The sequence below is a fragment of the Cryobacterium sp. 10S3 genome (assembly GCF_034344045.1).
GTDB classification, from domain to species: Bacteria; Actinomycetota; Actinomycetes; order Actinomycetales; family Microbacteriaceae; genus Cryobacterium; species Cryobacterium glucosi.
The window spans coordinates 154422-177089 of the sequence record NZ_CP133773.1 but is presented as its reverse complement, the minus strand read 5'-3'; the positions used below and the strand labels follow the sequence as shown (position 1 = coordinate 177089).

Genomic DNA, 22668 nt, shown 5'->3' with positions numbered 1-22668 from the left:
CCAATCAGGCAGTAGTCTCCGATTGCACCGTCGACTTCGATGACTGTGCGCTGGCCAATCGAAACATTGTGACCGACTCTGAGCCCGTGCACCGAACTCAAGGTGCTATCACTACCCATTCGCAAGTTCTTGCCGTACGTCACCAGCCCATGGATCATTAGTCGTCGCTGCAATGTACGAACAATTCCCTCTAGCGGTGCTGGGATACGGCTGCGGTTCTTGGGTACCTTGACTACCGATTCGACGGCCATCCATCATCTCCGAGTTCCTGTTTGGTGTTCTTGAGTGCCGACGCGATCCCCGCCGCCATGGCTTCCGCCGAATAGGTCTTCCGAATTGCGATGCTGATTCGCTGTCGCTCGCATGCATTGCCGGCAGGCGCGAGCGCATCAAGAGCGGCCGCAAGTGCAAGCGGCGAGTCAGTCTCGAAGAACTCGACGCCACCGATTCGAGCGAGCTCGAGTTCGGGAGAATGCGGTTCGTCCCTTGAGATCAGCATAGGAACGCCAAACCCGAGGCTTTGTGTGAGGCTTAGCCCAACGTAACCCGGCGATACGGAGCACAGAGCGTCTTCATAGAGATGGCGAAGGTCATTCACATCGGCGACCTGGCCGAGAAAGGTTACCGAAGCATTGCCGCCAAGCTCCGACACAAGGTCGGCGAGGACCTTTCGTTCGGCGCCCTCTCCGACGATGACAAGCCGCACGCCGCGGGTTGCAAGATCGCTCCTCAAGAATCCTCGGATGAGCAGGTCTACTTTCTTATCGGAAACGAGGCGCCCCACGTATAGGACGCTGGTGTACGGGCCTTCATTGGCCGGTACAGTCAAGGCATCCCTTGCGTACAAAGAGTTCGGCGCCACCCAGACGGGCGACCCTGGGAGTTCTGCGAGCGCAAAGGGAACGCTATCGTACCCGTAGAGCACCGTCCCGTTCGAAAGACGCCGCATCGAGCGGCGTAGCACCGCCGTCCGACTGCCTCTTCCGGAGCGAGGGTGCAAATGGCCCCATAGGAGCGTTCGCCTACCCAGAATGCGTCTGAAACCCAGCAATGTCCACGCCGTGAGGCTGCGCGGATTGAGGTCGAGGATCGTGGTGTTGGCGCTGATCGCTGTGCGCCACCCCCCTAGCTGGACAAGTACGCGTCCAGCAAGGACGTAGTTTCTAACTTGCACATATAAGGACCTACTGATTCCGGTTCGAATTGTGGGATCGACGTGCCGATCACCAGCCAACAGGATCACGTCCAAAGACAAATCAGCTTTGAGCTCCTGGATGCAATACTCCCGATAGAAGGGAAGGACGGCGAGATATAACGCATCGAATTTACTGGCCGGCGATTTTCTGTACATTTGAGGACCTCTCAACGTGAACTGGAAAGATATGCGAGGCAATCGACGATTAGCACCTTCAACGTCGAAGCTTTTGTGCGGTGAGGTATGTATCCCAAAGGCCAAAGCGGTCCACAACCGCCTCGAAAGCCACGTCATTCTCGTTCTTGAGGACGTTGCGACGCCAAAGTGCGCTGCCTTGGCTTGCACCATTTGATGGATATTCGCGACCGGTGTCTATCTTTACCGCTTCGATGCCCGCCAAAGATGCCATGACCTTGAACCAGATATCGTCCGCGGACGGACAAATGAGAGAAGCCGTCGCCCAGTCAAGAACCCGCGGATCCAGCGAATGTGGCGGGTAAAGAATGCCACCCCGACCGGTCAGAAAAACGAGTTGGCCGGGTACACCGGCCTCTGCTACCGGCCATTCCGTGTATGGGCGGGCACGATTGCCCTCCATTTTTATCAGAGTTCCTCTGGTTCCGACTACTGTTCCAGGAAAGGTCAGACTGGCCGCGTCGAGCTGTTGAGCCCAGGATCGCCAGTAAAGAACGTCGTCGTCCGCAGTTAAAATAGTCGCCTCCGGGTAGATTTCGATGATCGGAAGAAGCTTCTTGAACGACCGCATATTTTCGGGCGTGAAATGGACATTCACTCTGCCTTTTGTAGCGGCAAGTAGTCGCCGTAGATTGGGAGGGAGGTCCGACTCACCGCCCGGGAACTCAAGGGTCGAGAGGACAAGGTAGATCGCATCAACGGCTATCGATTGTTTAAGCAAGCTTCGAATCGTCAAATGCACAGCGCCAATGCGAGGCGGATAAGTGGTCAGCGCAATGACTCGAGTTGCATCGTCGACGCTTCGTGGATCGCGGGTTGGCCCCATAACGCCAAGCGGTAGTCGTACCCAAAATTGGGCGCAGATGCGGTCCACTCGAGTCTGTATGGCCGATCGTATTCGCGCGACTAGACGCAGATAAGAATTTCGCTTGATCAATTCCCGTGCGCTCCCCTCGGATTCGTGTTGTCTAGACCGGTAAGCACTCGGTCCGTGCCATGTCCTCTTTGTGCGAGTGCTTCCGTCAGCACAGAAGAGGTGTTTGCAGCCGGTTCAGCCGCAGGCTCAAGTGCAAGCAGGGTGGCCGCTGCCATCCACCCAAAGACGTCGAGCAAGCCAAATGCCCACGTGCGCTCGAGTAGACCCGAATAGATTACCGGGATGAACAAGAGCGCGGTCTGGGGGGCGGTCCACTTATCCGCCTGCCGCAGCGCAATCACGATCAAGATGATGAACAGTGCTATACCTAATGCCCCGGTCGTGTATCTAATATCGAGCCATTGATTGTGGACAGAATATGCCTCATCTCTGGAGATTGTGCCCACAGCAACCTGATTTCCCCAGATGAGCGCGCCGAATCCAAAAAGTTGACTGTCCTCTAGTTGAGCAGAAGCAAGCTTCCACAAATAGGCGCGGTTTGTAAAATCAGTTGGATTCAGGGGCAGATAGGGAAGCACAATGCCAAGAGCTAATCCGACCGATGCCGTCCCAATCGTCAAAAACCGTCGCCAAATTCCGCCCATCGACGTGGAACTCATGCCCGTTACCACGACAAGAATCGTTACGATAAGGGCGACTTGCAGCGCCGTTCGACTACCAGAGATGTAGACCACGCTAAGGAGATAAACCGCCAGGATCCAACGTGTCGCGCCGCGCAACACAAGGAATATGCACGGGATTGAGGTGGCGACTATAAGACCGATTGTGTTTTCCCCGGTAGTCACTCCAAAGAAAAGATTACCGAGCGGGCCGCACTTGTCTACACGGCATGTCCTAAACGCGGCGGCATAGTTCACTAGCAGGAAAATGCCACTTGCGACGCAGACAGAGAATCCAAAAAACGCCACCCCGAGCCGAGCGCCACCGCCGCGCGGCAGCACTGAAGCACCCAGAAACAGTGCGAATAAGGCGATGATGCGAGGGTTCCCAATGGCAGACGCACCCGCGATGGCAGAAGAGAAATCCGTCATCACCACCAGAAGCCCCATGAGCAGCAGGGGAGTCGATAGGCGGTTCCTTCGGACGATACCGAACACAAAGAAGGTGAGGAATCCAATTCCGATAATGGCATAGCCAGCGAGCTGCATTATTTGCGCCGCTCGAGGATTAGCAAGTATCGTCGTCTGCCCGAAGACGTTAACTATGGATACGTTTCCGCCATCAAACTGTGTGAACACCGATGATGCCAACAGGAGCCAAGCTATGAGGACCACATAGGTGGTCGTGATATTCCACTTGGAAACCACGTCACCACGACGTACGCCGCGAAGCCAGACCCACGCCGCAACTAGAGAGGATCCAGTGACGAGCGTAATAACAAATGGTTCAGTCACTTACTCAAACCCCTGGAGCCCGGTCTAAAAGGATTCGTCCAGGATTTCCAACGACGGAAACGTCTGCAGGTACGTCCGTTACTACGACCGCATTTGCGCCAATTCGCGCTCGAGCTCCAATGGTAACAGCCCCGATAACGCAAGCTCCGGATCCAATCGATACGCCATCTCCGACAGTAGGCGAAGCACCACCGTCACCCTTATTGCCGATGGTGACGCCTTGGCGAATAACGACGTCAGAACCAAGTCGGCTATCCACATTAATTACAAGGCCGAAACCGTGCACGATTTGCAGCGCAGAGCCGACGTGAGTCTTAACCGGCAACTCCATCCCGAGAACCCATTCGGAAATGAACACGTACCACGCAGTTACAAAATATGACAGCAGACTTGGACGGTCGGAAAATGGATGTCGGGCCGCCTGCGCCAACCTAAATGTGGCCAATAGGAGACGAGTGCGGGGCCTGTGGGCGTTCGCAGCAAAATCTTGAAAGACCCAACTAAATCGGAATCCTGGGGTCGTCGAAACCATTCGGCCGTAGTTCTTCATGTCGTTGAGCCGTCGAGATCGGCATGACTATAGACCTCGAGTACATAGTCGCGCCCGAGCATTTGTGGAACCACACCCCCCGGTCGCCGAGATAGCTTGTATAGCGCCCGATCAGTGACCGATTGAAGGGGCGCCAGCGACCTACGTATGGAGTTCACTCGTGCGGAGTGGAACCTGGCACGAACGCTTTCGGCTTCCACGCTCGACTGGTTCGCACCCGTGATGCTGCCGGGGTGCAGTCGGAACGACGCGACCTCGGATGAAAGGTAGAGGAGTGGCCCAGTGGTTCGAAGCTTTAGGAACAGATCAAAATCCATCGCATATCGAAGACTGGTATCCAGTCCGCCAACGGCTTCGACTGCTTCACGGCGAAATAGACTACCCGGCTGGGGGACCAAGTCTTTACCCCAGGGCAGATAAGCGCTCGCAAAGCGACCGGGCCGAGCAACGAAGAGAGTCTCATTCGCGGCGTCAATGTATCGCACGCACCCGTACGTGCCGGAAGCCGCCGCGTTTCTGACTAGCGCGTCCTGCGAAATGCGGAGAGATCCCGGTGCAAGTAGGTCATCGTCGCCAAGCCAAGCCAGGAAAGTCGAGTCTAATAGCTCCGCCCATCCTTCATTGACGGCCGCCGATATCCCCGGCGTGTCTGACGCAACCACAACCGCGGGAGTCCCAGCCGCAATCAGTCTCACCTCGTCCGGACGAGGTGTCACGATGACAACCTTAAGATCAACGCCACGCTGTTCGAACATTGATTTCAAGGTACCGCGAAGCCATGCTGGGCGCGTACCTAACGTCGGAATCACCATTCCGATTTGTGCCATTTCAATCTCCTATCAATACTTCGAATTGGCGAACCATGATCTCGACGGTCGTACTCTCCCGGATGCTGAGATCTTCTAGATAATTGGGCAACAGTCTCAAGTTCCGGATTTGCAGTGGTCTCACGTAGCGAACGGCTATTTGCGCGCACACGAAAGACATTAGGAAATACCTGAAACGACAGAACTCCAACACCGGCAGCCAAGAAGGGCGTTATTGCTCCGAGGGCAGGCACGAATAGCCAAGTGGCACCAATCACGGATGCAGCCATCGGGATGCCCCAAAGCGCCTGAAATCGAAGGTCCCGTGGAGAAGTAAGTGAGACGCCGAGAACTAGCTGGACCGATTGAACAATGATCAGGAGACCACATCCCAGGAATATCATTGCGCTTGCTTCCACCGCCGAATGCGAAATCACGCCGGCCAGCCACGGCCCGAACAACATAAGTCCGATAAGGCAAATCAAACCGGCACCTGCAAAGTAGAGAACCATTCGCAAAAGTAGCGCCGAATTACTCTCATTCCGCGACCTATTGCGCGCAAATATGGGCCAGAGCGACGTTCCAGCCGCAATGAAGAAGGACCACAGTGGCGCATAGAACTGCATTGCAATTGAGTATGTGGCAACTTGGTCAAGCGTTCCACGAGAGGCGAGAACGATCCGCCCCCATTGAAAGGCAAAAGCCGAAACAACACTAATCATGAGATACCACATCCCCTGAGATAGGAGCCCGGGGAGATGAAACTTGCGGTATTGGAAGATAGTCAACCATCGGAATCGAATCCGCTTGGTCGCGATCCACAAGGATACAAAGGAGCTAATCAGGCCACCAACGACCGGGGGGAAAACTAATAGCTCTGGAGAAAGGCCCATTCCAACGATCACTGCGGTGCCCAGGAGACTCAGTATCGGCCCTAGCGAATTAACTACGATCGCGATCGGATTCATCATGAGCGCCAAAAGCACCCGTTGTCCAATCCCCATCGGAATCGTAGCTGCGAAGATCACGATCACAAGAGCAGTCACAGTATCAAGGCGGCCCAACCCAGAGTTTTCGAGACTCAGGACCTCGGACCATGAGAAGAAGGTCATTCCGAGCAAGCCCAGGCTCGAGACAATGATCATTGACACCAGCATCACGCGGATCGCGCTGGCCACCGCCTTTGTGCGAATCGGATCATCTACCTCCGACATGGAGATCGCGTTAATGACACCGGCCCCTATCCCGAGATCGGCGTAGGGCACCAACTGGGAAAGGGTTATTACTACCGCAATCGCGGCATAGCCAGCCGCTCCAGCATGACCAATGACTAGAGAAGTTGTCAGGAATGTTGCGAGCGCGGTGACGGGAAATGTACCAACGCGGACAAGCGCGCTAAGCCCGACACTGCCGAGACGCCGAGACCGAACGGCATTCAATTTGCGCCATCTTTCGCCCGGACCGAATGGTATCGATGCCTCGGAGTTTCAGCTCGACCTACTCCAACAAGACTTCCTTCGTCGTGGAAGCCAACCCACACTCCATCGTCCCACGAAAAGTCCGGTCTTTCGTTTCGGTATCCGCGCCCGTGAACAGCATGCTTCGCGAACTCGAGGGATTCCGCCTTGGGATTACGGCGCAGCCCCGTGCCCTCTTGCGATAGGTCTCTAGGGGCCCGAGAAATCCGCTCTACAAATCCCTGCCCCGACTGCGACTGCGACTGCGACTGCGGTATGGCTATTCGAGCCGGGATTGCGCTCTGCGACCGTACTCCTCTTCTGAAGAAAGAGCGCCACAGTCGCGGTGTACCAAGTGAAAGATGAGTCTGAGCAGCTGGCGGGTTCCAGGGAACTGTAGCGGCGCTTCGAGCGAAGCCACCGCAAAACTGCGGTCGTCCTGAAGTCTTTAAGACAACCCAGCAACGATCGCCCCGCAGATCAGCGATCGAGTGGTATCCGATGCGCACCATTCCGGTTGCTGCATTGCACATTAGTAAGCACCATCGCTTGCTAACACAGCACGGGCCGTCTGCCACAAGATCACGATGTCTCCAGTGATCGACCAGTTCTCGACGTAGTAGAGATCCAAGCGTACCGTGTCCTCCCACGACAAGTTGGACCTACCGCTTACCTGCCAGAGGCCCGTAATACCGGGCTTCACGAGGAATCGACGATGAACGTGATTCTCATATTCAGCAACTTCCCGTTCTAGGGGGGGTCTTGGCCCGACCAAGGACATCGAACCACCAAATACGTTGAACAACTGCGGAAGTTCATCGAGGCTATAACGTCGAAGGTACTTTCCGATGGGAGTAACTCGAGGGTCCTCCTTCATCTTGAAGAGTACGGAGTTGCCTTCAGTGCGCGCTTCATCCCGGAGCCCGACTAGCAGTGCTTCTGCATCTGTAACCATAGATCGGAACTTCAGCATGCTGAAGTGTCGACCGTTAATACCCACTCGCTCCTGCCGAAATAGCACATCCCCAGGTGTGCTGAGCCGAATTACGGCTCCGATGATTAGGAGGAACGGCGAAAGTACGACTATAAGCAAACCCGAGCACAATAGATCGAAGGCACGCTTAGCAAAGAAATTCCGGCCTTCGAACCTTGGCGTCTCGACATGGATGAGCGGCAATCCGGCAACCGGTCGGGTGTGGATACGTGGACCACCGATGTCCGTCAAGCTCGGTGCGACGACTAGGTGTTGTCTGCCTGGTTCCAGGCTCCAGCTCAATTCTCGAACTCGTTCTGGTGACAGCTCGTCACTACTGGTAATCACAACCGTGTCGGCGCCCACTGCGGTCATCGCCGCCTGCAATTTGTCGAGATTTCCGAACACAGGTATTGCACTGTCCGGTAGATACCCCGCTACGAGCCCGCTGGGAATACAGGCCCCGACGACGAGATAACCGGCTTTGGGCTGGCGCGCCAATTGACGAGCCAAATGCGTTGCGGACACTTCCGACCCGACTAGGAGCACTCGGGAGGAATAGCGCCCATCGAGACGGTGCACTCCAAGCCATTGTCTCCACATCCAACGCGAAAGAGCGAGAACTGCCAGTCCGAGAGGAAACGCGATGAGAATATAGCCTCGCGCTAAATCGATCTGGAAGAGATAGGCGATTAACGCCACCAGACCGAAAAGACGGACAGTGCTTCCCGCCACTAAGCGGTACTCCTGCCAGCCAGTGCCCAGCACTCGGTAGCCTCGCGAGCCATAGATACCCAAGGAAATCATCCATGTCACAATGAGCACAATGGAGATTACTGAATAGCTGATCGCTGTGTCCGCGAGGCTACCTCGAAATTGCACATCCGAGGCTGCGATGCCGAACCAAGCGATTTGGACCCCGAAAACTACCCAAATCAGGACAAGAAGATCAGAAGCGACAAGGCGAGCGGCATATGAAACCCGCCAATTTCGCCCGCCGGTCTGTTCGATCTCAATAGGTACCCCGGCTATGCCAGTGCGCTTTTTCATATTGCTCCTCATGGCGCTACACTTTCCGCCATGTCTCGATTTGATTGACGCCAACGCCAGGCCACGACGACGTAGGCAAGAAGGTACCCCATTGTGGTTACGGTGGCATTAACCAACGAAATTCAGTCGATCTATACCTTCTTGATGCGCGCGCGGCTCCGGACCTTTTCGTCCGTGACGTCCTGGGTATACCCATAGCCATATCCATAGCCGTAGTGACCGTATCCGTAAGCATCAGGGCCTTTGGTCGGCAGCATGGTCAGCACGAGTCCCGAAACCGGTGCACCGACACTCCCCAATGCTGCGATTGCGCCCCTAAGTTGATTCTTGTGGGTGCGGCCGGCCGCGACCACGATGATGGCCCCACCCACATTCTTCGCGAGGATTGCCGCGTCCGTAACAGGCAGCAATGGCGACGAGTCAAAGATCACTACGTCAAAGGTGAGATTGAATTGCGCAATGAGATCGGCCATTCGGGCTGAACCTAACAGCTCACTGGGGTTAGGCGGTATCTTGCCTGCCGGGAGTACGAAGAGACGACCCTCGCCCCACGGCTGAATAACGTCGGACAATTCCGCTCGACCGATTAGGACGTCGGTGAGTCCAACACGCCCCTCGACACCCATGTAGTCTGCGATCTTTGGGCGCCGCAGATCGGCGTCAATGAGAAGAACACGGCCGCCAGCATCAGCCAGTGCGATCGCGAGGTTTGCACCCGTGGTGCTCTTTCCTTCGCTTTCTATAGACGATGTTATGACGAAGCTGCGTTCTGTCCGACCCACGTCAAGGAACTGGAGATTCGTTCGAAGAGAACGGAACGACTCAGCCCGGGGACTTCGCGGGTCCACATGCACGATGAGCGGGCGTTCCTTGGCTTTCGGGTCGAAGACGATTCCGCCCAAGATCGGCACATCAGTAACCTGCTCGACGTCGCGCTCATTTCGAATGCGAGTCTCCATCGCTTCGCGTAGGACTGCTAAGCCGATTCCTAGAGCAAGTCCTATCAGAGCACCAAGCGCAATATTTAGCGGGACGTTAGGGCTCACTGGTTTGCTGGGCACAGTTGCTTCTTGTGCCCGGGTGAGTTTGACGGGCGATACGGCGTCAATGGCTTCGGGAGTCTCGATGGACTGGACAACGGCAGTAAGGCTCTGAGAAGCGGCATTGGCAATATCGGCGGCCCGCACGGGATCCGGGTCCAGGACGGCGATTTCAATAATCGACGTGTCAAGAGGCGCTGAAGCCGTGACCTGCTTTGCCAAATCAACGGAAGTCATGTTAAGCCCGAGGCTTCCAATCACCGGAAGGAGAACGATCGGTGTAGCCACTAGATCGGCATACGTCTTCACTCTGGCCACAGTAAAGGTATTGCCCTGCGCCAGCTCCTGGCTTGTGCCTCCGCCCTGCGTTGAGACGAAGACCTTTGACGACGCATTGTATAGAGGCGTTGTCGTCAAAGAGTAGGTGGCACCCGCTCCCAGACCAACGAGCAACAGAAGTACGATGAGGACCCAGCTCTTACGTAAGACCCGAATATAGTCGCGAAGTTCCACTCAGCGGCCTTCCTATGACGTTCACTTTCGAGGCCGACTTCTGACGCCCCCCATTATGGTGCCACAGTTGCGACCTACGGTGCGTCAAAGAATGCCTGTCGGACGCAGCGTTAACACCCCCGACATATGACGGTCAAGAGATAGTCATCGCTGTGGCCAGAGCAAGGAATCGCAGCGTGACGACGCATTCGTTGCGACAACTCGCGAAGTACCAGGAGTGATCTGAGCAGAGACATCACTCGTTAGAGGTCCAGCCCCTAGCCATCCAAATGTGAGAACCGCACTCTCTCCTGGAGCCAATTCGATGCTAGATGCGCTAACCGGATAGGTCGCATCAGTCGCCGGGTGGTAGCCGATGACGACGTTGTCTCGCATGACGCCCAGGTTCTGCATATCTGGTGCCCCGTAAACCGATACGATCGTCTTCACGTTTCCGGGGGTGACACCAAAATGACCTCCCCCCGTCACATATTCGGGCAATGACTTCGCCGCATCGGCGGGTGCCGTGTTCTTCAGATTCACAGTCACGGCATAATACGGCCGCGCGTCCTGTCGACAGACAGCATTGCCGACAGCTACCTGCACGTCGAGATGTGTGTCCATTTTTGCGCCAGTGGCATCGTTGAGGTAGACGCCGAACCGCGTCGTGTCGGCGTCGGTCACCGGTAGACGACCGGCCAAGGAAGTGTCCTGGAGAACAGCCTGGTCGTCATCGTGTGCGCTCCAAACCAGAACGCGTCGTTCGGCACCCGCTTGGCCGAACGCCTCGAGGAGCGACTTCGGGTTAGCGCCGCCGCCGGCCAACGCCGAGAATACCGACGAGGCGGCCCCCGCGAAGAATGCGTTCTGGTCGGCTGGCTTCGTGTACCGCGCGTAGGCATCGCTTAGCAGGAGATGTACGGCATTGTCCGAGGTAAGGACGTCGCCCGTCGCCAAAGTGATGGGGCCGGTGGCTTTAAGGAGATAGCTGAGGGCCACCGGGTCGATGGAGATGACGCCGTCTGCCTCGACACCAAACTGGCGTTTCCACATCTCGCGCGCGAGTGACGCCGATAGCGGAAAATTCGGCGTGAGAGTGACGTCCTGAATATATTCGCCGACTATGTCGCCGTAAAGCCCTCGCGTATCTGTTGGAAGAGGCAAGACCGGTTGCGCGTAATGCGGGAAGTCAGTGCCAGCGGCTTGCTGTTCGAGGGTGATCGCGCCGTTTTCCGTGTGGATAAGGGCGAGCGCACCGGGAATGCCGCCCGAGGCCCGCAGTTCCGCGGGATTCTGGAACAGCACGATATAGTTGCGTGGCCCGGAGGCCCCGAGCATGCCGGGCACAACACGCACGGCCCGATCGAGCGTGTTTACGGCAGCGGCTGCCTTATCCACCGAGGAGGAGAGTTTCTCGGCTGCGCCAGTCACCACGGACAGCGTGTCCGTAGTATCGATCGCGTCGACACGTTGTTTCACGGCGGCGAGAGCTGCATCGGCCGCATCGATCTGGGGCTGGGCATCGGTCATCGGATTGAGGTTGATCGCACCGTTGACCGGTTTGAAGTCGCTCAGGCTGATGGTTCCGGCGATCTTCGCGAGGGGAAGGACGGCCTGTTGGGCAATGTCGTCGGTCGCGGCGGCGAGCTGACGAACCACCGTGAGGTTAGGGCCGAGCACCGGGATGCCTTCGAATGCCCGCCAGACCGGGTCGCTGGTGAGAGCTACGGCACTCGCGGAATGGTCGGACAGGGCACGGGCCGTTGGCTGGGCCGATTCGCCATCGCCGGCGACCACCTGGGCCTGGATCTGCGCCGCGAGCGGAAGGGCGGCCTCGAGCTCACCCTTGGCGAGGTAGGCGCGTACGCCCACCCAGGCGACGATCCCGACGAGTAGTACAAGGGGGATACCTACCGAGAGCCAAATTCGTCGTCCCCGTCGACGCCGACCCTGGACCGGTGCAGATGCGTGCGCGTGGGACATTCGTCTAGTAAACCAGACAAAAACGACAGGCCCCGAGCGTGTGCTCGGGGCCTGTCGAAAAGCTGTGCGCCGGGGTCAGCGCGGGGTATTACGCGTTGGCGCGCTTGCGACGAACATAGCCGAGCACGAGGACCAGTGCGATGCCGAGGAGGACGGCGCCCGCTGCGCTCCAGATGAGGAGCATCGGGGCGTTGTATCCGGTGCTCGCGAGTCCGGCAGAGGTGCCGGCGTCCGCTGCGACGACGGTAATGGTCGAGGTGCCGATGAGGCCGGACGTCGCGCCGGTTCCGGTGAGCGTGTAGGAGCCGGTGGCGTTTGTCGGCAGGGTGACCTTGACGGCCAACGACCCGGTTGCGGTCGCGGCCTTGGCCAGCGTGGCAACGTTGGCCTTGACGGCCGACAGGGTGGCGGTTCCGGAACCGTCTACCGAGATGTTGACGGTCTCGCCGTTGGTGTAAGAACCGGCGATGAAATCGACCGCGACACTGCCGCCGGCAACCGGGGTGCCGGTAACGCTGTCATTGGTCGGGGGTACATAGCCGGCTGCGTTGGCGGCGGCGGGTGCGGCGAAGATAGCCAGAATCGTGAGCGCTGCCGCTGCGAAAGCCTTTTTTGCCATGAGTGAATCCCCCCTGCTGAAACGTGATTGGATGTGCCGGCGCGTGCGAACGTCTTGGAAGCACGTCTTCACCATAGGGTAGATTCACAGCTGAAGTCAGGGCCGGGAGGCCCCACGACCGCCGACCCGCCGAAATGACCCTCGCACTGGGGTGGCTTTTGCCGGTGATCAGTAAGCACCGGTGCGCTGGAGAACGGTTTTCGCCGTGCGCCACAGGATCGTGAAGTCTCCCGCGAGCGACCAGTTCTCCACGTAATACAGGTCGAGCCGCACACTGTCTTCCCAGGAGAGCGTAGATCGGCCATTGATCTGCCACAGTCCGGTGATTCCCGGCTTGACGAGGAACCTGCGATGAACATGGCTCTCGTACTGGTCGACTTCTGCAGCGAGGGGCGGGCGCGGCCCGACGAGAGACATGGTGCCGAGGAAGACGTTGACGAGCTGGGGCAGTTCGTCGAGGCTCCACCGGCGCAGGAATCGGCCGAGAGGCGTGATCCGGGGGTCGTTTCTCATCTTGAACAGAACGACATTGCCTTCGGCGCGGTGGAGGGTGCTGGTGTCCGCGAGCCGGGTTTCCGCGTCGACGACCATGGAGCGGAACTTGAACATGCGGAATGTGTCGCCGTGGAATCCCACCCGGGCCTGGCTGAACAGCACCGGGCCGGCGTCGCCCACCCGAATGGCGAGAGCGACCAGTGCGAACACCGGCGACAGGACTACGAGAAGGAGACCGGATACCACCAGGTCGAAGGCGCGCTTGGTGTGGATCTTGCGGCCTTCGTAGCTCGGCGTCTCGACATGCATGAGCGGCAGCCCGGCGACCGGGCGCATGTGGATGCGCGGACCACCGACATCGATGAGTCGCGGAGCGACCACGAGGTGCTGCAGCCCGGGTTCCAGGCTCCAGCTCAGCTCGCGGATGAGTTGAGCGGTCATTTCGTCGGCGCCCGTGACGACGACCGTGTCGGCACCCGTCACGTCGATGGCCGCATGGACGGTGTCGATGGATCCGAAGACCGGCACCTGGGTGCCCGGGAGCACGTCGCCTGCGGAAGCGCCGGTGACGCAGGCCCCCACGACCCAGTAGCCGGCGCCGGGCTGGCGGGACAGTTCACGGTTGATGCGCGCCGTCGAGGAGGGTGACCCGACCAGAATCACGCGGGACGAGAACTGGCCGTAGGTGCGCTGGACAACCAGCCATTGGCGCCACATCCACCGGGAGAAGATGAGCACCACGATGCCGAGCGGGAAAGCGATGAGAATGTAGCCGCGGGCCACGTCGATATGGAACAGGTACGCGACCAGGGCCAGAAGCCCGAAGAGGTGCAGGGACGAGTTGGCGATGAGCTTGTATTCGTCGGGTCCGGTTCCGAGCACCCGGAGACCGCGCGTGTCGTACGCCGCCAGGATGATCATCCAGGCGGCGATGAGCACGACCGAGACGATGCTGTAACTCACGGCGAGGTCAACGTGACTGCGACTCATGGACAGAGTGGCGGCATCCACCCCGAACCACAGCATCTGCACGCCGAACATGACCCAGATGAGCACGAGGAAGTCCGTGAACATCAGTCGACGGGCGTAGGTTCGCCGCCAATCGCGCGCGGCAGGAGGGCATGCGGTGCTCTCGACGGGGGACGCCGTGGATGCGCTCATGTCTCCTCCGAACGGGTGCGCGCCCGGAAGGATCCGGGTGCACAGACACATTCGGGGTGTCTCGCTCAGCTATCAGTCTAGGAACGAACGACGTACCCCATTGAGGGGGTGTTACTTGAAGGTCGCTCCGGAGTCGGTGGAACGCACGACCTGCTCGCCGGCCCAGAGCCAGATGGTTCCGGCCGCCTCGGAGACGGCGACCGTTCCGGCCATGGCCGTCGACGGGGTGCTCACGGCGTAGCAGCCGGCCACGGTGGGTACGAGAGCGTCGGTCACGGTGAGCAGCTGGGCGCCGGCGCACTCGGGGCGGCCCGCCGAGACGACGAGGTAGCCCGAGGTGGCGGGGGCGAGGGCGATCGCACCGGGGAGGGTTGCCGGGGTGGACCAGGTGACGGCCGCATCCGTCGTAGTGAAGAGGCGACCGTCGCCGCAGAGCGCGGCCGCGGCGGTGTCACTCCGGGGAGCGAGGGAAACGACGGCGTCGCAGGGGGCGGGGTGTTGGCCGGCGGGGGCGTGCACGACGGCGCGGTTGGCCGGGTTGACGTACCAGCTGGTGCCGACCTGCTCGGGGTAGGCCTTGTAGTTGTCGCCGGAGACGAAGGTCTTGACGACCTCGGGTGCGCAGCCGGCGGCGGTGAGGCCGATGAGAGTGACGGTGGTCGCGGAGGTCGCGGACAGGCTCTGAACCGCGGTGACCTTGGTGGGGCCGGTGGCGTCCGTGCTCGCCCAGGTGGCGCCCGAATCGGTAGTGAGTTCGGGGGTGGCGGCCGTGGCGGGGCAGGCGCCGGTCGAGGCACGCCATGCGGTGGTGGCGCTGACGGCCGAGAGGATGCGGGTGGCCGGGACCGGGACGATGCCCGCGGAATCTGCGCCGGCGGTCGGGGTCGGCCTGGGCGTTGCGGTCGGCGTGGCCACCGGCGTTGCCGGGGCCGTCGTGTAGGTGGGGATGGGGCGCGGAGCCGAACCGCTGGCGGTGGCCCGGGTGGAGTTGATCGCCCAAAGGATCAGCAGGATGTCGAAGAGGATGAATGCGGCGACGCCGACGTAGACCCAGACTCGGCGGCGGGAGCTGTCCCTCGGCACGTGGCGGACGTTGCGTGCCATGGTCAGGCCACCTTGGTGAGTGCGCCGGTGAGCGCCGTCGCGATCGTCGCGGCCGAGGCGTCGATCGCGGCTCCGACACGGTCGTAGGTGGCGAGGGAGCGACGGTACGGGTCTTCGATGTCGTCGTCGGCCGGGTCGGAGGGCGGTGGGGTGAGGCCGCGGCTGGCCGCGATTTCGGCAATGTAGGCGCGGAGGGTGTCGGCGGCGGTGAGAGGCACCGCGGCACCGTCGTCGCCGCGGTGTTCGCTGGTGTCGCTGACTGTGCTTGCTCGTTCGGCGGCGGCGTGTTCCGCTGCGGCGAATTCGGCGTCGCGGAGGCCGTCGATCAGACGGGCGAGCTGGTTGAGGGTGAAGGCGTAGCGGGCAGCGCGCGGGTAGAGGGAGACCACCTCGCCACGGTGTTCGCGGTCGGCAGTCACGACCAGGTCGGCGTCGGCGACGAGCCGCGCAGTGAGCTGCCGGGAGACGTGGGCGCGCGGGTCCCCGCCGTAGCGCACGGACAGGGCGGCGGCTTCATCGGGCATGCCCTTGCCGACCATGGCATAGGTGCCGGCACTCGTCACGAGTACGGGGATACCGGCGTTCGTGAGTCGTGTGGTGAGCAGCTGTTCGGCGAGCGGCGAACGGCAGATGTTTCCGGTGCAGACGACCAGAATGCTGAACGGAGGCTCGGCGGCTGGGGCCGTCGGGTCTGGGTCAATCGTCAATTTCGCACCTTCACCTTTCGGACCCCATTTCGGGGGGTGATGTCCACAGTATCGGCATCATCGGCGCCATAACCATAGCCGTAGCCATAGCGGCCGTAACCCGAGGCATCCGCCCCCGAGGTCGGCAGCATCGTGAGGACGAGCCCGGACACCGAGGCCCCGACGTTTCCGAGTGCGGCGATGGCGCCGGTGAGCTGGTTCTTGTGCACGCGACCCGCGGCCACGACGACGAGGGCGCCGCCGACGCTCTTGGCCAGGATGGCGGCATCCGTCACCGGGAGCAGCGGCGGGGCGTCGAAGATGACGACGTCGAAGTTCTTGTTGAATTCGCCGACGAAATAAGTCATCCGGGCGGAGCCGAGCAGTTCGCTCGGGTTGGGCGGCACCTGGCCGGCCGGCAGCACGAACAGTTTGGAGCGCCCCCACGGCTGGATGATGTCGGCCAGATCGGCGCGGCCGACGAGAAGGTCGGTGAGGCCGACGGTGCCGTCGATGCCCATGTAGTCGGCGATCTTCGGGCGGCGGAGGTCGGCGTCGACGAGCAGGACGCGGGCACCGGAGTCGGCGAGCGCGATGGCGAGGTTTGCCCCGGTGGTGCTCTTGCCCTCGCTCTCGATCGACGAGGTGATCACGAAGCTGCGGTCCGTGCGGCCGACGTCGAGGAACTGCAGGTTGGTGCGCAACGTACGGAAGCTTTCGGCCCGCGGGCTGCGCGGGTCGACGTGCACGATCAGGGGTCGGTCCTGGGCCTTCGAGTCGAAGACGATGCCGCCGAGGATGGGGATGTCGGTGACCTGTTCCACATCGCGCTCGTTGCGGATGCGGGTGTCGAGGGTTTCGCGGAGTACCGCGGCACCGACGCCGAGGGCGAGGCCCACGAGCAGGCCGAGGGCGATATTAAGAGGTACGTTCGGGCTGACCGGGGCGCTGGGTACGGTGGCTTCCTGCGCCCGGGTGAGCTTGACCGGGGAGACGCCGGCGACGCCGGTCGCGGTGGACTCGGGGGTTTCAATGGTCTGCACGACGGCGGCGAGACTGATCGAGATGGCGTTGGCGATGTCGGCGGCCCGCACGGGGTCGGTGTCGCTGACCGCGATCTCGATGATGGACGTGTCGAGCGGGGCGGATGCCGTGACCTGCTTGGCGAGGTCATCGGCAGTGATGCCGAGCCCGAGGTTGCCGATCACCGGCAGGAGCACGATAGGGGCGGCCACGAGGTCGGAGTAGGTCTTGACCCGCTGCACCGAGAAGCTGTTGCCCTGGGCGAGGTCCTGAGCGGTGCCAGTGGACTGGGTGGACACGAAGACCTTGGCGGAGGCACTGAATTTCGGGGTCTGCATCAGCGAGTACGTGGCCGCGGCCGCGACGGCGACGAGCACGAAGATGAGGATCATCACCCAGCTCTTGTGGAGGATGCGAATGTAGTCGCGAAGTTCCACTAGGCGGCCTTTCCTGTGTTGACTTACTTTTGGCGCACGGCGGCACAATTCGTGCGCCCCTGACATGTTGTCACATAAGGTTCGCGCTCTCCGTCCGTGACTGGGCAATGTGCCCGAATGGGGGTCGGGGATCTAGGCAAATGGGGGTGGGGCGAGCGGCGGCCAAGCGGCGGCATCCGTTTGGGCGGGAGCGGCGGCGGTAGGCTCGCTGCATGGGCGCGACATTTGCATACAACGAGGTGCAGCGGGAGTCGTCTTCCGCGTGCGGAACCGGGCCAGCCCTGGCCCCACCACAGATAACCGGCTGATGGATGATTCAGGGGGGAATCGCACACACCGATGGAGAGAATCTCTGGGGAGATTTTTCCGCGCCGAGCTGATGGTCACGTTCCATCCGGGAATGTTCGACAACCCGAAGGTGGCCGGGCTGCTGCTCGGCAGCCTGACGACGTTCGCATCCCTCGTGCTCTTCGTCTACGTGGGCACACCGGAGGAGAGCGTTGCCCCGCACGCCGGCCTGTTCGTCCTCATCGCGTGTGTCTCGCTGCCGGTAGGGCTGCTGTCGATTCTCTTTCGCCGGTTTTTCACCCGGGCCGTGCGCACGATCGTGCTCACCTTCCTACTGCTCGACACCGCCGTCAGCGTCTACCTGACCGACACCACCTCCTCGGCCCTCGCGATGAGCACGTGGATCCTCGTGATCCTCGCGCTGTCCTATATGTTTCTGCCGATCGTGCAGTCGCTGCCGTTCGCCGTGGCCGGCACGGTGCTGGTCACGACCGCGCTGTTCGTGCACCCGGGCATGCGCGGCATCGATCTGCTCCTGATCATCCCTGCGGCGATCATCGCGAATTTCGGACTGCACTGGCTCGTGACGAGCACACTGAAGTCGGAGACCGACGACCTGACCCGGCTCGGCAACCGGATCTACTTCAAACGCATCCTCAACGATCATGTCCGGAGCGCCTCGCCCGGCGACGTGACGACGGTCGTGCTCGTGGACCTCGACCACTTCACCCTCACCAACGAGGTGCGCCAGCGGTCCTACGGCGACACGATTCTCATCGACTTCGCCGCACGGTGCACGCGGCTCGGCGGCCCGGACTCGGGCGCAGTTGTCGCCCGCACGGCCGGCGACGAATTCGCGATCCTGCTGCCGGGCATGACCACCTGGCAAGCCGAGGCCGCGGTCGAGGCCATGCGGGCGGATGTCCATGTCTTCTCCGCGGGCATCGCCGGCCACGAGCCGGGCGAGTCGGCCTCCGGGCTCCGCACGCGGGTGACCGAGGCGCTCTCGAGCGCCAAGCGGGCGGGGCGCGGGACCACCCGCGTCCATGGCGGGCACTACGCGACCGCGACCGCGGTCGGGCAGGCCATCGCCAACGGCGAGTTCAGTCTGGTGTTCCAGCCGATCGTGGACCTGCGCACCCGGCGGGCGGTCGGCGCCGAGGCGCTGCTGCGCTGGACGCACCCGACCCGGGGCGCGATCTCGCCGGTCGAGTTCATTCCGCTGTGCGAGGCGAGCGGCGCGATGCCGCGCCTGGGCGACTGGATCGTCGACACCGCCGTGACGATCGCGTCTTCGTGGACGATGCCGGTCGAGCCGGGGGCGCCGCCGTTCTACGTGAGCGTGAACGCCTCGGGCATCGAACTCGGCGACCCGCACTACGCCGACCGGCTGCTCGCGCTGTGCACGGCTGCGGCGTTGCCGGCGGGCGTGCTCAAGATCGAGCTCACCGAGAGCGACTACGTCGTGGAGTACGGCGCGGTGCACGCGAACATGGCCCAGCTACAGACGTCGGGCATCCCGATCATGATCGACGACTTCGGCACCGGCTCGTCGAACCTCGAGCGGCTGAGCGAGGTGCGGGCGAACGTGCTGAAGATCGACCGCCGCTTCGTCTCGGCGATCGGCTGCGCCGCCGACGACGCCCCGCTCGTGCAATCGATCCTCGGACTCGCCCGCGGGCTCGGCAGCAGCGTCATAGCCGAGGGCGTCGAAACGGATGTCCAGGCTGACTGGCTCGAGGAAAATGCGTGCCGCTTCGCGCAAGGGTACCTGTTCTCCCGGCCCGTGGCATCCGCCGACCTTGCCGCGGTGTGCGCGGGGCTGAGCGCGCGCTCGGCCGCGTTGCGCCCTGAATAGGCGGGCGGGGCGCACCGGCGACACGATAGTTTGAGTGCATGAGCCCCGCCACACCCGCTGCCCCTGCCTCTCCCCCGGCCCGGCGCGTGCGCTGGGGCCTCGATGACGCGGCTGCTGGCGCGGTCGGGGCGATCCTGCTCGTGCTCGCGGCCGACTGGGCGCTCAGCCACGGCTACCTCACCGACCCGCGCCTTGTCGAGGTGCTCAGCTACCTGGTGGTGTGGGTGCCGCTACTCGGAAGCGTGCTCGTGGCCTGTTACCTGCGCGGCTCCCGCTCGCTCGCCCGTGACTTCGGGCTGCGCTTCCATCCGCTCGACCTGCTCTGGGGGCTCACGATCGGGCTGCTGACCCGGGTGGTGGCGAGCCTGTTCGAGATCGCCGGCTACGGGCAGATGGGCACCGCGGGCGCCACGCTCGACGCCCCCGCGCACGACGCGTGGTGGATCGTGCTGTCCCTCCTCGCCCCGGTGCTGATCGCTCCCTTCATCGAGGAGCTGTTCTTCCGCGGGCTCCTGCTGCAGGCGGTCGCCGCGGCCACGGATGCCCGCCGCCCGGTGGCCCTGTCCGTCGCGTGCACGGTTAGTGCGCTGGTGTTCGCGCTGATGCACGTGGTGGATGCCGGTTCGCCGACCGCCCTGTGGGTGGTCGGGGCCGGGACGTTCGTGTTCGGGCTCGCGGCGGCATCCGTCACCGCGGTCACCGGGCGGCTCGGCGTAGCGATCATCGCGCACGTGGTGTTCAACGGGCTCGTGGTGGTACCGGCGCTGCTCGGGTAGGTGTCAGCGGGCTCGGATTCGGCCGCGGCGGGTGCGGCGGCGGGCGGCCCGTGCGGTGCGCCAGAGGATGATCACGTCGCCCACGATCGACCAGTTCTCGATGTAGTACATGTCGAGGCGCAGCCGTTCTTCCCAGGGCAGGGTGGAGTGCTCGTAGAGCTCGCCGAGGCCGGTCATGCCCGGCTTCATCAGGAACCGGCGGTGCTCGAGGCCGTCGAAGCCCGTGACCTCGTCCTCGAGCGGCGCGCGCGGTCCGACGAGGGACATCGTGCCGGTGAGCACGCTGAACAGTTGCGGGAATTCGTCGAGACCGAAGCGGCGCCGGCGCGCGCCGGGGCGCGCCGGGGCGCGCCGGGGCGCGCCGGGGCGCCGGGCATCCACCGACCCGAAGCCGAGCAGGGTGAACGGGCGGCCGCCGCTGCCGATGCGCTGCTCGCGGGTGAGCACCGGGCCGATGCCGACAAGGCGGATCGACAGCGCGGTGACCGCCATCACGAGCGACAGCACGAGAAGCAGCAGCCCGCCGATGACGAGGTCGAAGGCGCGCTTCGTGAACCGCTTGCCGACCTCGAACCGGGGCGTCTCCACGTGGATCAGCGGCAGGCCGGCGACGGGTCGGGTGTTGATGCGGGGGCCGCCGAGGTCGGTCAGGCCGGGGGCGACCACGAGGTGGTGCCGTCCGGTCTCGCGGTGTCGATCAGCGTTGCGCTCTCCCGGCACGACGGCATGCTCACGAGCGACTCGATCGTCGTGCTGGCGTCGGCGGTCGCCGCGATGCTCAGGCCGGGGAACCACCCGGGTGCACGGCGGCCAGTACGCCTCCTCCGCCGCCGTCGGCCTTGCGATCGCGAACGGCGAGTTCACCGTCGTGTACCAGCCGATCATCGACCTCGACACGATGCGCGCGGCGGGCGTCGAGGCGCTGCTGCGCTGGACGCACCCGGTACGCGGCGCGATCTCCCCCGAGGAATTCATCCCGCTGTGCGAGACGAGCGGAATGAGGCCCCGCCTCGGGGAGTGGGTACTCGAAACGGCCATGTCGACGGCCACGGGCTGGACGATCCAGGCCCCGCCGGGGCATCCGCCGTTCTTCGTCAGCATCAACGCCTCGGGCATCGAGCTCGGCGACCCCCAGTACGCCGCCCGGGTGCTCGCGATCCTGTCCAGCTCGGGGCTCGCGCGCGGTGCGCTCAAGATCGAGCTGACCGAGAGCGACTACGTCACCGAGTTCGCGGAGGTGAACGACAACATGGCCGAGCTGCAAGCGGCCGGGGCGGCGATCGCGATCGACGACTTCGGCACCGGGTTCTCGAACTTGGCCCGGCTCAGCGAGGTGCGCGCGAACGTGCTCAAGATCGACCGCCGGTTCATCTCGGCGATCGGGCTGCGCGAAACGGATGCGCCGCTCGTGCAGTCGATCCTCGGGCTCGCGCGCGGCCTCGGAAGCAGCGTCATCGCCGAGGACATCGAGACCGCGGTGCAGGCGCAGTGGTTGCGTGCACACGGGTGCGAGTACGGGTAGGGGTTCTTCTTCTCGCGACCGGCCGCATCCGCCGACGTCGCCGCGGTCTGCTCGCGCATTGCCGCCGGCCAGCTCGCCCGCTGACTCGGGGCATCCGCGGGTCAGCCGCGCGCGCCGCCGCTACCGTTTCCGCAGGCCGCACCCGAAACGGCGGGCGCGGCCTGCGCAAACCGACGCGGCCGCGACACCAGACCGGCGCGGCCTGCCAAAACCGTCGCGGCCGCGCACGGATGTCGGGGGCCTCAGTAGGCACCCTCCTCGACGGGAGCCGTTTCGTCGGAGGTGATCGGGGCATTCGCTGTCGTGGTTAAGAGGTCGGCGAGCTCGCCGCTCTGGCTCAGCTGCGCCACCCGGTTGATCACGATCGAGCTCGCATCGGCCACGGTGCGCAACGGGCTGACGAACCAGCCGTCGCCTTCGTGCACGGCGATGAGCCGCAGATCCTGGGCTCCGAGCTTCGCGAAGCCGGGGATCTGATCGAGGCAGATCTTTGCGCCAGAGGCACTCCCGACCGTGGCGCACACTCCCGAGATCGAGAACGCATACGGCACCGAGTCCGACTCCCCCGCGAAGGACAGGTCATCCAGCGTGATCCGGGCGGTGTCGCCGGACACCGTGCTGGAGACG

19 protein-coding genes are annotated in these 22668 nt (G+C 62.3%); 3 read left to right on the top strand and 16 right to left on the bottom strand.

The annotated features are described in order from the left end of the window. Window positions 1-232 precede the first annotated feature (232 nt). The 14 genes from RHM57_RS00815 to RHM57_RS00760 form a co-directional block, all read right to left on the bottom strand. Entirely contained in the window at window positions 233-1351 is a 1119-nt protein-coding gene (locus RHM57_RS00815; RefSeq protein ID WP_322140624.1) for a glycosyltransferase, read from the bottom strand. Between the two features lie 58 nt (window positions 1352-1409). Next, window positions 1410-1988: a hypothetical protein gene (locus RHM57_RS00810; RefSeq protein WP_322140623.1), complete on the bottom strand. Its 579-nt coding sequence runs from the start codon at window positions 1986-1988 to the stop codon at window positions 1410-1412. Between the two features lie 335 nt (window positions 1989-2323). Then, entirely contained in the window at window positions 2324-3634 is a 1311-nt protein-coding gene (locus RHM57_RS00805; RefSeq protein ID WP_322189287.1) for an O-antigen ligase family protein, read from the bottom strand. A gap of 91 nt (window positions 3635-3725) precedes the next feature. Further along, window positions 3726-4052 carry a serine O-acetyltransferase gene (locus tag RHM57_RS19515; protein ID WP_416172971.1) on the bottom strand — a complete coding sequence of 109 codons (327 nt, stop codon included), beginning with the start codon at window positions 4050-4052 and terminating at the stop codon, window positions 3726-3728. A gap of 215 nt (window positions 4053-4267) precedes the next feature. Then, complete coding sequence (locus RHM57_RS19510; protein WP_416172927.1) at window positions 4268-5026, bottom strand: hypothetical protein; 759 nt, start codon at window positions 5024-5026, stop codon at window positions 4268-4270. A gap of 50 nt (window positions 5027-5076) precedes the next feature. Then, entirely contained in the window at window positions 5077-6516 is a 1440-nt protein-coding gene (locus RHM57_RS00800) for a hypothetical protein (RefSeq protein ID WP_322140621.1), read from the bottom strand. Between the two features lie 550 nt (window positions 6517-7066). Continuing rightward, on the bottom strand, window positions 7067-8557 hold the full coding sequence (locus RHM57_RS00795) for a sugar transferase (RefSeq protein WP_322140620.1): 1491 nt from the start codon (window positions 8555-8557) through the stop codon (window positions 7067-7069). A gap of 131 nt (window positions 8558-8688) precedes the next feature. Next, window positions 8689-10110, bottom strand: a complete 1422-nt coding sequence (locus RHM57_RS00790; RefSeq protein WP_322140619.1) for a polysaccharide biosynthesis tyrosine autokinase — start codon at window positions 10108-10110, stop codon at window positions 8689-8691. A gap of 144 nt (window positions 10111-10254) precedes the next feature. Continuing rightward, window positions 10255-11961: a DUF4012 domain-containing protein gene (locus RHM57_RS00785; protein ID WP_322140618.1), complete on the bottom strand. Its 1707-nt coding sequence runs from the start codon at window positions 11959-11961 to the stop codon at window positions 10255-10257. A gap of 199 nt (window positions 11962-12160) precedes the next feature. Further along, window positions 12161-12691, bottom strand: coding sequence for a hypothetical protein (locus RHM57_RS00780; protein WP_322140617.1), 531 nt, complete (start codon window positions 12689-12691; stop codon window positions 12161-12163). A gap of 168 nt (window positions 12692-12859) precedes the next feature. Next, complete coding sequence (locus RHM57_RS00775; RefSeq protein WP_322136547.1) at window positions 12860-14347, bottom strand: sugar transferase; 1488 nt, start codon at window positions 14345-14347, stop codon at window positions 12860-12862. Between the two features lie 111 nt (window positions 14348-14458). Continuing rightward, on the bottom strand, window positions 14459-15451 hold the full coding sequence (locus tag RHM57_RS00770) for a hypothetical protein (RefSeq protein ID WP_322136548.1): 993 nt from the start codon (window positions 15449-15451) through the stop codon (window positions 14459-14461). A 2-nt stretch (window positions 15452-15453) separates the two neighbouring features. Next, the gene (locus RHM57_RS00765) at window positions 15454-16158 is read right to left on the bottom strand and encodes a low molecular weight phosphatase family protein (RefSeq protein ID WP_322189284.1); all 705 of its coding nucleotides are present in this window, start codon (window positions 16156-16158) and stop codon (window positions 15454-15456) included. Further along, the gene (locus RHM57_RS00760; protein WP_322140615.1) at window positions 16155-17597 is read right to left on the bottom strand and encodes a polysaccharide biosynthesis tyrosine autokinase; all 1443 of its coding nucleotides are present in this window, start codon (window positions 17595-17597) and stop codon (window positions 16155-16157) included. Before RHM57_RS00760 ends, RHM57_RS00765 begins: the two co-directional genes overlap by 4 nt. Before the next feature lie 400 nt (window positions 17598-17997). On the opposite strand from RHM57_RS00760, the gene RHM57_RS00755 reads away from it, so the two are divergent. Further along, window positions 17998-19743, top strand: coding sequence for a bifunctional diguanylate cyclase/phosphodiesterase (locus RHM57_RS00755; protein WP_322136552.1), 1746 nt, complete (start codon window positions 17998-18000; stop codon window positions 19741-19743). A 38-nt stretch (window positions 19744-19781) separates the two neighbouring features. Next, a complete protein-coding gene (locus tag RHM57_RS00750) occupies window positions 19782-20519 on the top strand; it encodes a CPBP family intramembrane glutamic endopeptidase (RefSeq protein WP_322136553.1) in 738 nt (245 codons plus the stop codon). A 3-nt stretch (window positions 20520-20522) separates the two neighbouring features. Here the strand turns inward: RHM57_RS00750 and RHM57_RS00745 are convergent, their stop codons facing one another. Continuing rightward, window positions 20523-21239, bottom strand: a complete 717-nt coding sequence (locus RHM57_RS00745) for a sugar transferase (RefSeq protein ID WP_322189282.1) — start codon at window positions 21237-21239, stop codon at window positions 20523-20525. A 79-nt stretch (window positions 21240-21318) separates the two neighbouring features. Here RHM57_RS00745 and RHM57_RS00740 point away from each other — a divergent pair, with 79 nt between their 5' ends. Next, entirely contained in the window at window positions 21319-22041 is a 723-nt protein-coding gene (locus RHM57_RS00740; RefSeq protein WP_322140614.1) for an EAL domain-containing protein, read from the top strand. Window positions 22042-22283: 242 nt separating this feature from the next. Here RHM57_RS00740 and RHM57_RS00735 read toward each other — a convergent pair whose 3' ends face one another. Beyond that, window positions 22284-22655, bottom strand: a complete 372-nt coding sequence (locus RHM57_RS00735; protein WP_322136555.1) for a hypothetical protein — start codon at window positions 22653-22655, stop codon at window positions 22284-22286. Between the last annotated feature and the right edge of the window lie 13 nt (window positions 22656-22668).

Bases quoted from the DNA above. Each gene is read 5' to 3' on its own strand.
- RHM57_RS19510 (WP_416172927.1), bottom strand. From the start codon at position 5,026: ATGTTCGAACAGCGTGGCGTTGATCTTAAGGTTGTCATCGTGACACCT.
- RHM57_RS00780 (WP_322140617.1), bottom strand. From the start codon at position 12,691: ATGGCAAAAAAGGCTTTCGCAGCGGCAGCGCTCACGATTCTGGCTATC.
- RHM57_RS00755 (WP_322136552.1), top strand. From the start codon at position 17,998: ATGTTCGACAACCCGAAGGTGGCCGGGCTGCTGCTCGGCAGCCTGACG.
- RHM57_RS19515 (WP_416172971.1), bottom strand. From the start codon at position 4,052: ATGGAGTTGCCGGTTAAGACTCACGTCGGCTCTGCGCTGCAAATCGTG.
- RHM57_RS00750 (WP_322136553.1), top strand. From the start codon at position 19,782: ATGAGCCCCGCCACACCCGCTGCCCCTGCCTCTCCCCCGGCCCGGCGC.
- RHM57_RS00815 (WP_322140624.1), bottom strand. From the start codon at position 1,351: ATGTACAGAAAATCGCCGGCCAGTAAATTCGATGCGTTATATCTCGCC.
- RHM57_RS00775 (WP_322136547.1), bottom strand. From the start codon at position 14,347: ATGAGCGCATCCACGGCGTCCCCCGTCGAGAGCACCGCATGCCCTCCT.
- RHM57_RS00770 (WP_322136548.1), bottom strand. From the start codon at position 15,451: ATGGCACGCAACGTCCGCCACGTGCCGAGGGACAGCTCCCGCCGCCGA.
- RHM57_RS00795 (WP_322140620.1), bottom strand. From the start codon at position 8,557: ATGAAAAAGCGCACTGGCATAGCCGGGGTACCTATTGAGATCGAACAG.